This window comes from Achromobacter sp. HZ01 (assembly GCF_003267925.1).
GTDB classification, from domain to species: domain Bacteria; phylum Pseudomonadota; class Gammaproteobacteria; order Burkholderiales; family Burkholderiaceae_B; genus Achromobacter; species Achromobacter pulmonis_A.
The window spans coordinates 589,861-602,802 of record NZ_LWKV01000004.1; the positions used below are offsets into that span (position 1 = coordinate 589,861).

Here is a 12,942-nt window from a genome sequence, read left to right on the forward strand (position 1 = left end):
GAACCTTAAGACCTCTTGTGGCGCAACAGCGCCTGCTTGAAGCGTTCGAACTCCTGGTTGAAGTCCAGTGTACGCTTCTGGGACGTCATGGCCGCCAGCACGCTGCTGCCGCCGTCTTGCGGCTTGATCCAAATCCAGATGCGGCGATCACGAATATAGAACATCGCGAACACGCCCAGCACCAGCAGCAGGCTGCCCAGGTACACCGTGTTCTTGCCGGGGGTGCGGCTGACCTGGAACACGCTGGCCTGCACGTGCTGGAAGTCCGCCAGCGACAGGAACACCGGCGCTGGATAAACAGTCAGGTCCGACAGCGCCGCCACCGCCAGGCGCGACCAGACCGCGGCCTGTTCGGCGTCAGGGCCGGAAGCCGCCACCGGCGGCAGGCCGGCGCGCTCGCGCTCGACGGCGCGCAGCTCGTTCATGCTGGCGCCGATCAGCCGTATCACCACGTCGGCGGCCCGCTCCAGGTCCTGGGCCGGCGTGTTGGCCTGCAGGAACGCCGCCACGGCCTGCAGGCCGCCCGAGGCGAAGGTGTCCAGCGCGCGTTCGGCGGCCGTCTGCAGCGGCTGGCGATCCGTGCCCGACGGGCTGTTGCGCTCGGCGAAGCGGCGCGCCGCCTCCTTGCGGGCGGCCGGATCGGCCAGCGTGGCGCGCAGGCGCATGAATTCGCCGATGGAACTGTCGGCGTCGGCGGGGATGCGCAGGTAGCGGAACGGCTCGGAGGCGTTGTTGCGCACCCCGGCCAGGAACACCGAAGCGCCGTCCAGTTCGACCGGCAGCATGTAATTCTGGAATTCGTGGGCCTGGCCGGCGTCGTCGATCAGCTTGTATTCGACGCTGGGACCGACGTTGCGCAGGTTTTCGTTCTTCTTGCCGGCGGCGCTGCCCGAGACCGAAGCCACATGCTCGGCGAAGCTCTGGTTCGCGCCCTTGGGCGTGCCGCCGGTCAGGTCCTCGACGTTGATTGGCCGCAGGGCCGTGATCTCGATGCCCATGCTGCGCGGGCCAGACGCTGTGTGAGCGGTTACTTCGGATTTCTTGCCCACGGTGCCGTCCACCGCGAAAGGCGTGGCCTCGGCACCGACCAGCGGGTAGCCCTTCAGCACCACCGTGCTGCCGCCGTCGTCGAAGCTGGACTGGTAGACCGTCATGCCCTTGAAGCGCAGCGGCTCGTTGACCTCGATGGTGGAATCGAAGGTCTTGCCGGTGTCGGGATCGGTCACCTCCACCTCGCTCGCGAAGCGGCTGGGCATGCCGGTCGAGTAGTAATCGACCACGAACTTCTTGAGCCTGAGCGAGAACGGCATGGGCTGCACCAGGGCGCCGTCGCCCACCATCACGACCGCGGTGCTGGCCTGGCTGCCCTCGGGCACCAGCACGCTGGCGCGAAAGCTCGGGTTGTTCACCGACAGGCGCCCGCTTTCGGGCACCTCGGAGATCAGCATGTTCTCGACGATGGGCTTTTTGCCGCCGAACATGACCTGCAGCCGCACCGGCAGTTCGCTGTCGAGCAGCCCGCCGATGCAGATGATGACCAGCGCCGAGTGCGCGAACACATAGCCCAGCCGGTTGGCGCTGCCCTTCTTGGCCGCCAGCAGCACGCCGTCCTGGTCCTGGCGTTCGCGCACCGCGTATCCCAGCCCGCCCAGCAGCTTCTTCAGGCCGGCCGCGGTCTGCGGCACGTCGGTGGCGGCGTCCGTTTCCACCCGGTGGGGGAAGGCGCGCAGGCTGCCGACGCGCACGTGCTCGCGAAACGAACGCGCGTCGCGCAGCATCTTGGGCGCGTTGCGGATCAGGCAGACCGAGGTCGACACGACCAGGAACGCCATGATCAGCAGGAACCACCAGCTGTTGTAGACGTGCCAGATCGAGAACTTGTCGAACACTTCGAACCAGAACGGGCCGAACTGGTCGATGTAATTGCTGGACGCGCGGTTCTGCTGCAGCACCGTTCCCACCAGGCTCGCCACGCAGATGAACATCAGCAGGCTGACGGCAAAACGCATCGAGCCCAGCAATTCGAAGAAATCGCCGGGCAGGGTGCGCAGGGAGGGACGGGTATGTGTACGGGCTGAATTCATGAAAAAAGGGGGGCCGCGCTATCGGCTACCCCCCTCATAGACAGCGCGCGGCGGACTCAGGTTCCGTCACGCTCGGTTGCAGGGCGCGGACCAGCCGCGCGCGTTGCGGGCAAGCGCCTATCGCAGACCGGCTGCGTAGTCCGAGACCGCCTTGATATCGGCATCCGACATGCGATCGGCAATGGCGAACATGATGTCGTTCTTGCGATCGCCGCTGCGGAACAGCTTCAGCTGCGCTTCGATATACATCGGGAACTGGCCCGACAGACGGGGGTATTGGGCGGGCATGCCCGCGCCATTGGCAGAATGGCACGCCGCGCACGCCGGAACGTTGCGTTCGGGCAAACCGCCGCGCCAGATTCTTTGACCCAGATCAACCAGGTTCTCATGACCGGCGGTGGCCGGCTCCTTGAGCGGCTGCTGCGCCAGGTAGAGCGCGATGTTCTGCATGTCGGCCGGCGTCAGGTTCTGCGCCATGGCCGTCATCGGGGTGGGATTGCCCTCGGGGCCGTTGCGCGTGGGCACCTTGGCGCCGGACTTGACCTGGAAGTCGGCCAGTTGCTTGGCGAGGTATTCGTGCGGCTGCGCGGCCAGGTTGGGGTTCGCCGGGATGGTGCTGTTGCCGGCCGCGCCATGACAGGACGCGCAGGAAATGATGCCTCTGGCGGCGTCCCCCTGCTCGAACAGCTGCCCGCCCTTGGCGGCATCTGGTTTGGCCGGGCCCGCAGCGCCTTCGGCGGCGAAACTCGTAGTAGATAAGGCGGAGGCGCCGAGCAACAGCCCGCTCGCAACCAACATCCGGGACAGCACACGCTTCATGAAGACCTCGACGAATCGCATCGATCAAGGCGCAAAAAGGCGCCCACGCCTACCCGCACACCCGGATATACCGTATCGAGCCAAAAAAGACGGCTCCGCGCACGGGGACCACTGTTGCAAACGCCGGATTATACAATAGGGCTTGAAACCAACCGCATCCGAAGCCATCCGTGTCCCTCCTACATCGCGCCTCCTTCTTCACTTCCGCGGCTCGCCTCGACCAGCTGCCGGCCGCCGGCGCCCCCGAGGTCTGCTTCGTCGGCCGCTCCAACGCCGGCAAGTCCACGGCCATCAACGTGCTGTGCAACCAGCGCCGTCTCGCGTTCTCCAGCAAGACGCCGGGCCGCACGCGCCTGATCAATATGTTCGGCCTGCCCGACCCGCTGGACCCCGAAGGCCAGATCGGCTTTCTCGTCGACCTGCCCGGCTACGGCTATGCGTCGGTGGCCCGCGACGAAAAGGAAAAATGGGCGGACATCCTGGGCGGCTATCTGCGCGACCGCGAATCGCTGGTCGGCATCGTGCTGCTGATCGACATCCGCCGCGGCGTCACCGAACTGGACCGGCGCCTGGCCAATTTCATCGCCCCCACCGGCCGCCCGGTGCTGGCGCTGCTGACCAAGGCCGACAAGCTGCCCTACGGCCAGCGCATGCGCACCGTGTTCGCGGTGCGCAAGGATCTGGCCGATATCGGCGCCCTGCACACCGTTCCCTTCTCGGCGCCCGAGCGCATCGGGCTGGAAGAGGCCGGCGCGCACATCGAAAACTGGATTTCACCGAAGGTCGTACCATGAACCCGCAGATCATCTCCCCCGAATTCCCGGTCTCCCGTCCGCGCCGCCTGCGCCGCGACGATTTCACGCGCCGCCTGGTCCGCGAGAACGCGCTGACGGTCAACGATCTGATCTATCCCGTGTTCGTGGCCGAAGGCTCGGGCCTGCAGCAGGCGGTGCCTTCGCTGCCCGGCGTGGTTCGCTATTCGCTGGACACGCTGCTGCCGGTGGCCGAGGAATGCGTGGCGCTGGGCATTCCCGTGCTGGCGCTGTTTCCCGCCATCGAGCCCTCGCTCAAGACGCCCGACGGCATCGAAGCCATCAATCCCGACGGCCTGATCCCGACCGTGGTGCGCGAGCTCAAGCGCCGCTTCCCCGAGCTGGGCGTGCTGTGCGACGTGGCGCTGGACCCGTACACCAGCCACGGCCAGGACGGGGTCATCGACGAAAACGGCTACGTGCTGAACGAGCCTACCGTCGAGATCCTGGTCAAGCAGGCGCTGGCCCAGGCCGACGCCGGCGTCGACATGGTCGCCCCCAGCGACATGATGGACGGCCGCATCGGCGCCGTGCGCCGCGCGCTCGAAGCCAACGGCCACATCCACACGCAGATCATGGCCTACTCGGCCAAGTACGCCAGCGCCTTCTACGGCCCGTTCCGCGACGCGGTGGGCTCGGCCAGCAACCTGGGCAAGTCCAACAAAATGGCCTACCAGATGGACCCGGGCAACCTGGACGAAGCGCTGCGCGAAGTGGCCGCCGACCTGCAGGAAGGCGCCGACATGGTCATGGTCAAGCCCGGCATGCCCTACCTGGACGTGCTGCGCCGCGTGAAGGACGCCTTCCGGGTGCCGACCTTCGCCTATCAGGTCAGCGGCGAATACGCCATGATCAAGGCCGCCTCGGCCAACGGCTGGCTCGACCACGACAAGGTCATGATGGAAGCGCTGCTGGCGTTCAAGCGCGCCGGCGCCGACGGCATCCTCACCTACTTCGCGATCGAAGCCGCGCGCCTGCTCAAGAACGCGCGCTGACGCGCCGCAGGCCCAGCCAGGTTCCGCCCAGCACGCAGGCCAGCCCGGCCACGTGCGTGGGCGTGACGGCCTCGTCCAGGAACAGCGCCGCGAACAGCAGCCCGAAGATCGGCAGCCAGTTCACGAACAGCGCCGCGCGGCTGATGCCCAGCCGCGCGATGCCGGCGTTCCACACGATGTTGCTGACCCCCGAGGCGATGACCGCCGAGTACAGCAGCACCACCCACGGCCACCACGACATCAGCCACATCCCCGCGTCATAGGAGGCCGGCGTCAGCAGCGCATGCGCGACCAGCATGAGGCCGCCGGCGAGGTACATGTACCAGAGCATGCCCAGCGGGTCCATCATGCGCGACATGCGCTGGATCACCAGCCCGCCGCAGACGAAGACCAGCACCGCCACGAACACGATGGCGTCGCCCCAGCCGGTCAGCCCGAAGCGCCCGCCGCTGCCGGCCACCACCATGCCCACGCCCAGCAGCCCCAGCAGCGCGCCGGCGATGCGCGACGGCGTCAGCCGCTCGCGGTAGAACAGCGCGGCCAGCAGCGCCGACAGCAGCGGGCTGGTGGCCATGATGAGCGTGCCGTTGGCCGCCGAGGACAGGCGCAGCCCCGAGACCAGCGCCACCTGGTGCGCGTACACCACCAGGAATCCGGCCAGCGCGACCCAGACCAGTTCGGCGCGGCCCAGCCTGGGAATGCGGCCGCGGCGCGCCGTGATGATGAAGGTGACGGCGGCGAAGGCGATCACGATGCGCACGGCCGCCAGCGCCTGCACGTCCATGTGCTGCGTCAGGTATTTGATGGAGACGATGTTCAGGCCCCACGTGGCCATGACGAACATCAATTGAAGATAGATAAGACCGGTGCGGTCCTGGCTTGCATCAACTGTAGGGGACGTCACGGCGCCGGCCTGAAGGGGATGAGGGCGCCGCCCACGCGGCGCAGCGGACATGGTATCGCGCCCGGCGCGCGGACTCAATGCGCGCCGAGATAGGCCGCGCGCACGCCGGGGTCGCGCAGCAGCTCGGCGCCGCTGCCGCTCAACGTGATGCGCCCGGTCTCCAGCACATAGGCGCGGTCGGCCACGCCCAGCGCCTGGTTGGCCATCTGTTCGACCAGCACGATGGTCAGGCCGTCGTCGCGCAGCTTGCGGATGGCGGCGAAGATGTCCTGCACGATCAGCGGCGCCAGCCCCAGCGAGGGTTCGTCCAGGCACAGCAGGCGGGGCGCGCTCATCAGCGCGCGCGCCATCGCCAGCATCTGCTGCTCGCCGCCGGACAGCGTGCCGGCGAGCTGGTCGCGGCGTTCGCGCAGGCGCGGGAACAGCCGGTAGCCGCGCTCCACGCCCTCGGCCACCGCGGCCGGATCGCGGCGCCGCAGGTAGGCGCCCAGCGCCAGGTTGTCGTAGACCGTCTGGTCGGCGAACACGCCCCGCCCTTCCGGCGACAGCGCCAGGCCCAGGCCGACGCGCCGATGCGCCGGCACCGGCGTGATGTCGCGCCCGTCGAACGTGACCCGGCCGCCCTGCAGCGGCTCCAGCCCGGCCACGCCCTTGAGCAGCGTGCTCTTGCCCGCGCCGTTGGCGCCGATGATGGTCACGATCTCGCCGGCGCGTATCTCCAGCGATACGTCGCGCACGGCCTGGATGGCGCCATACGAAATCTGCACGGATTCTAGTTTCAGCATCGTCTTGCGGCCTGTCGATGAATGTGAGTCCGGGCTCAGGCCATGCCGGTCCCGAGGTAAGCCTCGATCACGCGCTTGTCGGCCTGCACCTGCGCCGGCACGCCTTCGGCGATCTTGATGCCGTAGTCCAGCACGATCACGTGGTCCGATATCGCCATCACCAGGTCCATGTGGTGCTCGACCATCAGCAGGGTGATGCCGCAGGAGGCGCCGACGCGCAGCAGCAGTTCGCCCAGTTCCGCCGTCTCCTGGGGATTCAGGCCCGCGGCCGGTTCGTCCAGCAGCAGCAGCGCCGGCTCGGTGGCCAGCGCGCGCGCCAGCTCCACGCGCCGCTGCAGGCCGTAAGGCAGGCTGCCCGCGGGCGTGTCGGCCAGATGCGCCAGGCCCACCATGCGCACCAGCCGCCCGGCGTGCTCGCGCGCGCGGCGCTCTTCGGCGCGCGCCCCGGGCAGGCCCAGCAGCGACGCCCAGAAACCGTTCTTCATGCGGCTGTGGCGGCCCAGCAGCACGTTGTCCAGCACCGACAGTTCGCCGAACAGGCGCAGGTTCTGGAAGCTGCGGCCGATGCCCAGCGCGCAGATGGCGTGCGGGCGCTCGCCGGCGATGTCGGCGCCGCGAAAGCGCACCACGCCCGCGTCGGGCTGCACCACGCCGCTGAGCATGTTGATGAGGGTGCTCTTGCCCGCGCCGTTGGGGCCGATCAGCGCATGCACGTGGCCGCGGCGCAGGCAGAAGGAAATATCCTGCGCCGGCTTCACGCCGCCATAGGCCTTGCACAGGTTCTCGACCACCAGCAGCAGCTCGTCCTGGCCCCCGGCGGGCGTGCGCTGCGCGGGCGCCGGCTCTCCCTCCTGCCGCGGCTGCGCGTCCGCCACGCGCCGCGCGCGCGGCGCGAACAGCCCCATGACGCCGCCGGGCATGAAGTACAGCGCGAACAGCAGCAGCGCGCCGTAGAAGAAATGCTGCACCGACGGCCAGCGCGCCAGCAGCGCGTCGATCACGGTCAGCGCGATCGCGCCGACCGCCGGCCCGGCCTTCGAGCCGGCGCCGCCGAACAGCACCAGCAGCAGGATGAAGATGGACAGGTTGAAGGTGATGAAGTCGGAATTGATGTACTGGTTCTGCTGGGCCACCAGCGCCCCCGCGATGCCGCAGGTCACGGCCGCCACCACGAAGGCGATGACCTTGGCGCGGTACACCCTGACCCCGACCGAGGACGAGGCGATCTCGTCGGCCTGCACCGAAAGCAGCGCGCGCCCGAAGCGTCCGTCCAGCACGTTGCGCAGCAGCAGCTGCGTAACCACGCACAGCGCCAGCGCGAACCACACCCATTGCTGGTTGGTGAACGCCTCGCCGCCCCAGGTCAGCGGCATGATGCCGAACAGGCCCGACGGCCCGCCGAACACGTCGACCCACTCGGTGACGATCTTCTCCACCACGATGCCGAACGCCAGCGTCACCATGGCCAGGTATGGGCCTTTCACGCGCAGCGACGGCAGCGCGATCAGCACGCCGAAGACGCCGGCCACCACGGGCGCGACCGCCAGCGCCAGCCACGGATCGAGCTGCCAGCGCGAGGTCAGCAGCGCGGCCGTGTAGGCGCCCGCGGCGAACAGGCCCGCCTGGCCCAGTGACTTCTGGCCGGCATAGCCCACCAGCACGTTCACGCCGGCCGCGCACAGGTAGTACACGCAGGCCATGAAGACGATGCGCAGGTAGTAATCGTTGTCCACCAGCGCGGCGAACGCCGCCAGCGCCGCCGCCAGCGCCACCGCGATCAGGGTTTGGCCGTGCCGCTTCATACCTTCTCCACCAGCCGCTTGCCGAACAGGCCGGTGGGCCTGACCGCGAGCACCAGGATCACCAGCGCGAACACCGCGACCTCGCGCCACTGCGACTGCCACAGGTTCACGTACGACTCCAGGATGCCCAGCACGAAACCGCCCAGCACGCAGCCGCGCGGGTTGGACAGCCCCCCTATCATGGCGCCGGAAAAACCCTTCAGGCCGATGGCCAGGCCCATGAAGATCGACGCCGACGTGATGGGCGCGACCAGGAAACCCGCCAGCCCGGCCAGCGCCGAACTGGCGAAGAAGGCGCCGGTCATGATCGCGTTGACGTTGATGCCCATCAGGTTGGCCACCGCCGGGTTCGCCGCCACCGCCCGCATCGCCTTGCCCAGCACGGTGCGGTTCATGACGCGGTCGAACAGCAGCATGACGGTGACGGCCACCGCCAGCAGCAGCAGTTCCTGGCTGCGCACGCCTGCGCCGAACACGCGGATCACCTCGTCGCCGAACGGCGCGGGCACGGTGACCGGCGCCGGCCCCCAGACCGCGAAGGCCGCGCTCTGCAGCAGGATGCCGAAGCCCAGCGTGCTCATGACCCAGGCCATTCCCGGGCGCGCGGCGAACGGCTTGACGCCGAACACGTACAGCAGCATGCCCAGCAGCCCCATCGCCGCCACCGCGGCCAGCCCCGCCAGCAGGTACTGCCAGCCGCTCAGGTCCAGTCCGGTGAACGCCGCCGTGGTGACCGGCTTGCCGGCCAGCAGGAACAGCGCGCCCACGCCCACGAACGCGCCCACCGACACGAACTCTCCATGCCCGAAATTCAGCGTGCGGGTCGTGGTGTAGGTGATGCTGAAACCCAGCGCCACCAGCGCATACGCGCCTCCCACGGCCAGCCCGCTGACGAGCGCCTGCAGCAATGTCGCCAACATGAGGGCCTCGCAGCTACTTCGCGGCCATCGCCGTCACGTCGTCGGCATACGGCACCAGCTTGCCGTCCTGCCAGTGCGCCCACTTGTAGTCGCCCACCAGCAGCGCGTCGTGCACGGTGGCCGAGAACGGCTTCTCGTAGGTCTTCATGGCGCCCTCGTAAGTGCCCTGCAGGTTCTCCAGCGCCAGGCGCACCTTGTCGCCGTCGGTCGTGCCGGCCTGCTTGATCGCCATGGCGAGCAGGTTCATGCCGTCGTAGGCATGCGCCAGGAAGCCGAAGGCGGTGGGCGAAGTCATCTTGGCCGAAACCCGGTCATACAGCTTCTGCTGCGCGGGCGTGCGGTTGTCGGTGATGGTGCGCAGGAAGAAGGGCTTTTCCGACAGCGTCTTGCCGGCCGTGTCGTAGAACGCGATGTTGTCGGCCGCCCAGGACGTCAGCGTCAGCGGGAACCAGTTGATCTTCTCCATGCTGCGGAACACGTGCGCGATCGGCGTGCTCTGCGCCCAGATCACCACGGTGTCCACGCCCGCGGCCTTGAGCTTGTTGAGCTGCGAAGTCATGTCGGTGTCGGCCACGCCGAACTTCTCCACCGCCGCGGCCTTGATGCCCTGCGCCGCGCCGACCGCCTCCAGGTCCTTGAGCGCGCTCTGGCCATAGCCGGTGGTCTCGATCATGAAGCCCACGTTCTTGACCTTGGGATTCTTCTTCAGGTAGCCGATCACGCCCTCGACCTGCTCCCGGTCCACCATGCCGACGCGGAACATGTAGTTGTCGGCGCCCGCGCGCACCGGCTTGGTGATGTCGGTGCCCGACCCGATGGCGCCCATGACCGGAATCTTCTTCTGGTTCGGAATGTGCTTCCAGGCCAGCGCATTGCCCGAGTTGGTGGGGCCGACGATCGCCGCCACTTTCTCGTTGTCGATCAGGTCGGTCATGTTCTGAATCGACTTGGGCGGCTGCGACAGGTCGTCGCGCACCACCAGCACCACCTTGCGCCCCAGCAGGCCGCCGGCCGCGTTGATGTCGTCGATGGCGGTGCGCAGCCCCAGCACCGCGGCCTGCCCGCTCTGCGCCGAGGGCGAGGCCGACAGGTCGCCGTTGAAGCCGATCTTGATGTCCTGGGCCTGGGCCTGCGCGCCGATGGCCAGCGCGCACATCATGGCCGCCTTGGACAAGGTGGAGAAAATGCCTGTTGCCTTCATCGTTGTCTCCTGTGTTTTTTTCGGATGTGCCGCACTTCGATGATGCTTGTTCCCGTCCCCGCTATACCGCCAGATAGCCTCCGTCCACCGGCAGGGACACGCCCGTCACGTACTGCGCCATCGGCGAGGCCAGGAACACGACGGGACCGACCAGGTCCTCGGGCTGGCCCAGCCGTCCCAGCGGTATGCGCTGCATGAAGCCGGCCAGGCGGGCGGGATCGTCACGCGTGTACTGCGTCATCGGCGTCTCGATGACGCCGGGCGCGATGGCGTTGACGCGGATGCCGTCGGGCGCGAGATCGCGCGCCATCGCCTGCGTCATCATCTTCACGCCGCCCTTGGACGGCGAGTACCCCAGCGTCGCGCCCACGCCGGCGAACGACGCGATCGAGCCGACATTGATGATGACGCCGCGGGTCGCGCGCAGCGCTTCCAGGAAGGCGTGGATCATGTTGAAGCTGCCGTTCAGGTTCACGTCCAGCACGCGCCGCCAGTTCTCGGCCGCGCGCGGGCTGTCCATGCCCTCGCGGATCAGGATGCCGGCGTTGTTGACCAGCACGTCGATCGGGCCCGCTTCGCGCCGGACCCGCGCCGCAACGGCCGCGCAGGCTTCCAGGTCCGTCACGTCCAGCGCATGGCTCCAGGCCTGGCCGCCGGCGGCGGCGATGTCCTCGGCCGTCTGCGCGGCGCTGTCGGCCCGCAGGTCGGTCGCCACCACGCGCGCGCCCGCGGCCGCCAGGCCCAGCGCCAATGCGCGTCCGTTGCCCTGCCCCGCTCCGGTGACCAGCGCGAGCCTGCCTTGCAGCAGGCCTGCTGGCGCGGCGCTCGCCGAACCGCCTTGCCGCGCCGCGCTCATGCCGTGGCCTGCGCAGGTGTGGCCGCCGCGGCCTTGGCGGCGGCGGCGATGCTCTGTCCGGCGATGTAGCCGAAGGTCAGGGCCGGCCCCAGCGTGATGCCCGCGCCGGGATAATTGCCGCCCATGATGCTGCACGCGTCGTTGCCCACCGCGTACAGGCCGGCGATGACCTCGCCCTGCGCGTTCAGCGCGCGGCCCTCGCCGTCGACCTTCAGGCCGGCGAAGGTTCCGATGTCGCCGATCATGACCTTGATCGCGTAGAACGGCGCTTTCACTAGCGGCGCCACGCAGGGATTGGGGCCGTGCAGCGCATCGCCCTGGTAGCGGTTGTAGGCCATGCTGCCCTTGCCGAATTCGGGATCGCGCCCCAGCGCGGCCTCGCGGTTGAAGGCCTCGACCGTCTGGCGCAGGCTGCCGGCGTCGATGCCGGTCTTCTGCGCCAGTTCGGCCACCGTCGCGGCCCGCGTCAGGTAGCCGGTCTCCAGATAGCGCTTGATGGGCAGCGGAAACGGCGCGACGCTGCCCAGGCCGTACTTGCGCAGCGTCCGGTGGTCGCAGATCAGCCAGGCGCAGATCTCGTCCTGTCCCTGGCAGGCGCGCACCATCTGCTGCACGAAGTCATGGTACGAGCTGCCCTCGTTGACGAAGCGCCTGCCCTGGCGCGTCACGGCGATGACGCCCGGCTTGGCGCGGTCGATGAAATGCGGCATGTAGCCGGGGCTGCCGTCCTTGCGCGTAACCACGGACACCGGCACCCAGGCGGCGGCGTTGGGCAGCGCCGTGTTGACGCAGGCGCCGGCGCTCTCGGCCAGGCGCAAGCCGTCGCCGGTATTGCCGGCGGGCGACGGCGAATAATGCTCCGTGCCCGTGGGCGCATGCGCGTACAGCCGCTTGCGCCGCTCGATGTCGTACGGAAAGCCGCCGGCGGCCAGCACCACCGCGCGCGCGGCGCGCACCTGCACCGTGGCGCCGTCGCGCTGCACCACCGCGCCGCGCACGGCCCCGTCTTCGATGATGAGCGAGCGGGCCGGGGCGCGCAGCCACAGCGCAATGCCCAGCTTGAACGCGCTGGCGGCCAGCCGGCCCGCGAGCGCGTTGCCGTTGGTCAGCGTCATGCCGCGCCCATGTTTGGCCACGTCCAGGAAATGCCTGGACAGGCGCCTGGCCACGTACCAGGCCGAGGCCGGCGAGCGCGTCGCGCGCATGAAGTGCACGATCTCCTTGCCCGAACCCAGCATCATGCCGAACACGGTCAGCTCGGGCAGCGCCGGCGCCAGGTCGCGGACGTGGGCGCCGAGCCTGCGGCCGTCGTAGGGCCGCGCCACCATCGAGCGGCCGCCCTGTTTGCCGCCCGGCGCTTCGGCGTGATAGTCGGGAAACACCAGCGGCATGTCGAACTGCACCTCGGTCTGCGAGGTGAAGAAGTCCACGGCCCGCGGCCCGTGCTCCAGGAATGCGTCCACGCGCTCGGCGTTGTAGCTGTCGCCGGCCTCGTGGCGCAGGTAGGCGCGCGCTTCGTCGGGGGTTTCGTGCATGCCCTGCGCCTTGGCCAGGGACGTGCCCGGAATCCAGAGCCAGCCGCCCGAACGCGCGGTGGAGCCGCCGAAGCGCGGCTCTTTTTCAACGATAAGGACCTTCAGGCCCGCCGTGGCCGCGGTGATCGCCGCCGACATACCGGACGCGCCCGACCCGACGACCAGCACGTCGCAGTCGTATTGACGAGTATCTTCCACGTTGTCTCCATACCCACTGGGTGGCCTTGTC

At 68.7% G+C, this 12,942-nt stretch carries 11 protein-coding genes; 2 read left to right on the forward strand and 9 right to left on the reverse strand.

The genetic code is table 11. The annotated features are described in order from the left end of the window. Nucleotides 1–5: 5 nt before the first annotated feature. Together A6B37_RS22400 and A6B37_RS22405 are read right to left on the reverse strand one after the other, a co-directional pair. A complete protein-coding gene (locus A6B37_RS22400; protein ID WP_181391043.1) occupies nucleotides 6–2,084 on the reverse strand; it encodes a cytochrome c biogenesis protein ResB in 2,079 nt (692 codons plus the stop codon). Between the two features lie 117 nt (nucleotides 2,085–2,201). Then, entirely contained in the window at nucleotides 2,202–2,903 is a 702-nt protein-coding gene (locus A6B37_RS22405; RefSeq protein ID WP_102775367.1) for a c-type cytochrome, read from the reverse strand. Between the two features lie 170 nt (nucleotides 2,904–3,073). Between A6B37_RS22405 and yihA the strand changes: the two genes are divergently transcribed. Both yihA and hemB read left to right on the forward strand, forming a co-directional pair. Then, nucleotides 3,074–3,697 carry a ribosome biogenesis GTP-binding protein YihA/YsxC gene (yihA, locus tag A6B37_RS22410; protein WP_102775053.1) on the forward strand — a complete coding sequence of 208 codons (624 nt, stop codon included), beginning with the start codon at nucleotides 3,074–3,076 and terminating at the stop codon, nucleotides 3,695–3,697. Beyond that, nucleotides 3,694–4,710: a porphobilinogen synthase gene (gene hemB, locus A6B37_RS22415; protein WP_102775052.1), complete on the forward strand. Its 1,017-nt coding sequence runs from the start codon at nucleotides 3,694–3,696 to the stop codon at nucleotides 4,708–4,710. Before yihA ends, hemB begins: the two co-directional genes overlap by 4 nt. Here hemB and A6B37_RS22420 read toward each other — a convergent pair. From A6B37_RS22420 to A6B37_RS22450, 7 genes are all read right to left on the reverse strand, one after another. Beyond that, nucleotides 4,694–5,554 carry a DMT family transporter gene (locus A6B37_RS22420; protein ID WP_111826986.1) on the reverse strand — a complete coding sequence of 287 codons (861 nt, stop codon included), beginning with the start codon at nucleotides 5,552–5,554 and terminating at the stop codon, nucleotides 4,694–4,696. The two genes, hemB and A6B37_RS22420, sit on opposite strands and share 17 nt — an antisense overlap. A gap of 134 nt (nucleotides 5,555–5,688) precedes the next feature. Then, nucleotides 5,689–6,399, reverse strand: a complete 711-nt coding sequence (locus A6B37_RS22425) for an ABC transporter ATP-binding protein (protein ID WP_111826950.1) — start codon at nucleotides 6,397–6,399, stop codon at nucleotides 5,689–5,691. Nucleotides 6,400–6,434: 35 nt separating this feature from the next. After that, the gene (locus tag A6B37_RS22430; RefSeq protein WP_111826951.1) at nucleotides 6,435–8,201 is read right to left on the reverse strand and encodes a branched-chain amino acid ABC transporter ATP-binding protein/permease; all 1,767 of its coding nucleotides are present in this window, start codon (nucleotides 8,199–8,201) and stop codon (nucleotides 6,435–6,437) included. Further along, nucleotides 8,198–9,121 (reverse strand): branched-chain amino acid ABC transporter permease, encoded by a 924-nt coding sequence (locus A6B37_RS22435; RefSeq protein ID WP_111826952.1) that lies wholly within the window; start codon nucleotides 9,119–9,121, stop codon nucleotides 8,198–8,200. The genes A6B37_RS22430 and A6B37_RS22435 overlap by 4 nt, the downstream gene beginning before the upstream one ends. Before the next feature lie 13 nt (nucleotides 9,122–9,134). Then, complete coding sequence (locus A6B37_RS22440; protein WP_102775050.1) at nucleotides 9,135–10,322, reverse strand: ABC transporter substrate-binding protein; 1,188 nt, start codon at nucleotides 10,320–10,322, stop codon at nucleotides 9,135–9,137. Nucleotides 10,323–10,383: 61 nt separating this feature from the next. Beyond that, nucleotides 10,384–11,178: a glucose 1-dehydrogenase gene (locus A6B37_RS22445; RefSeq protein WP_111826953.1), complete on the reverse strand. Its 795-nt coding sequence runs from the start codon at nucleotides 11,176–11,178 to the stop codon at nucleotides 10,384–10,386. After that, nucleotides 11,175–12,911 (reverse strand): FAD-dependent oxidoreductase, encoded by a 1,737-nt coding sequence (locus A6B37_RS22450; protein ID WP_111826954.1) that lies wholly within the window; start codon nucleotides 12,909–12,911, stop codon nucleotides 11,175–11,177. The genes A6B37_RS22445 and A6B37_RS22450 overlap by 4 nt, the downstream gene beginning before the upstream one ends. Between the last annotated feature and the right edge of the window lie 31 nt (nucleotides 12,912–12,942).

What these genes read in the sequence shown, in the direction of transcription:
- hemB (WP_102775052.1), top strand. Translation starts at nt 3,694, where the DNA reads ATGAACCCGCAGATCATCTCCCCCGAATTCCCGGTCTCCCGTCCGCGC.
- A6B37_RS22440 (WP_102775050.1), bottom strand. Translation starts at nt 10,322, where the DNA reads ATGAAGGCAACAGGCATTTTCTCCACCTTGTCCAAGGCGGCCATGATG.
- A6B37_RS22430 (WP_111826951.1), bottom strand. Translation starts at nt 8,201, where the DNA reads ATGAAGCGGCACGGCCAAACCCTGATCGCGGTGGCGCTGGCGGCGGCG.
- A6B37_RS22425 (WP_111826950.1), bottom strand. Translation starts at nt 6,399, where the DNA reads ATGCTGAAACTAGAATCCGTGCAGATTTCGTATGGCGCCATCCAGGCC.
- A6B37_RS22405 (WP_102775367.1), bottom strand. Translation starts at nt 2,903, where the DNA reads ATGAAGCGTGTGCTGTCCCGGATGTTGGTTGCGAGCGGGCTGTTGCTC.
- A6B37_RS22445 (WP_111826953.1), bottom strand. Translation starts at nt 11,178, where the DNA reads ATGAGCGCGGCGCGGCAAGGCGGTTCGGCGAGCGCCGCGCCAGCAGGC.
- A6B37_RS22420 (WP_111826986.1), bottom strand. Translation starts at nt 5,554, where the DNA reads ATGTTCGTCATGGCCACGTGGGGCCTGAACATCGTCTCCATCAAATAC.
- A6B37_RS22400 (WP_181391043.1), bottom strand. Translation starts at nt 2,084, where the DNA reads ATGAATTCAGCCCGTACACATACCCGTCCCTCCCTGCGCACCCTGCCC.
- A6B37_RS22435 (WP_111826952.1), bottom strand. Translation starts at nt 9,121, where the DNA reads ATGTTGGCGACATTGCTGCAGGCGCTCGTCAGCGGGCTGGCCGTGGGA.